Source organism: Actinomadura napierensis, from assembly GCF_039529375.1.
In the GTDB taxonomy this organism is placed as follows: Bacteria; Actinomycetota; Actinomycetes; order Streptosporangiales; family Streptosporangiaceae; genus Spirillospora; species Spirillospora napierensis.
The window spans coordinates 1-518 of record NZ_BAAAMR010000434.1; the positions used below are offsets into that span (position 1 = coordinate 1).

The following is a 518-nucleotide window of genomic DNA, read 5'->3' on the forward strand; positions in this document are numbered from 1 at the left end:
GCTGCCCCAGCGCCAACAATCACAACGCTATAACAAGGAATTGTGGCTGGTTCATGATCACGTTTTAAAATACGTGGCACCAAGCCTTTTAAGTTAAACCCAAGCTTATTACCCGACTCAACTAACAGTGCTGCATCTTGTGGAGCAACTTCAGCCAAAGCCCACAAACTGATTGCACGCATACCAGAGCGACAATATGCTAAAACGGGCTTCTGAGCATTCTGATAAAGCTGCTTAAACTCGGTAACTTGTTGATCGCTAATTTTACCACTGATAACAGGCTGATAGATTACGTTTAGGCCATGTCGCTGAGCTGCTTCTTCAATTTCAATCACATTGGGTTGATCTGCACCTTCCCCATCTGGACGGTTACATATCGGTAATTCTTATACGACAATTGCGTGTGACACGGTTGCTCGTTACAAGCGGAGCAATGGGTATGATGTGTTCTTCTTAACCGGGACAGATGAACATGGCCTGAAGATTGAAGATAAGGCTAAGGCCCAAAACCAAACGCC

General features: G+C 45.2%; 1 protein-coding gene and 1 pseudogene. One reads left to right on the top strand and one right to left on the bottom strand.

Features of this window, described 5'->3' with window-relative positions:
- On the bottom strand, nt 1–335 hold a 335-nt coding region (locus tag ABD296_RS50340), incomplete at its 3' end, for a beta-lactamase hydrolase domain-containing protein (protein ID WP_344285870.1).
- A gap of 28 nt (nt 336–363) precedes the next feature.
- Between ABD296_RS50340 and ABD296_RS50345 the strand changes: the two are divergent.
- Nucleotides 364–518, top strand: a pseudogene (locus tag ABD296_RS50345) (class I tRNA ligase family protein); the annotation flags it as partial.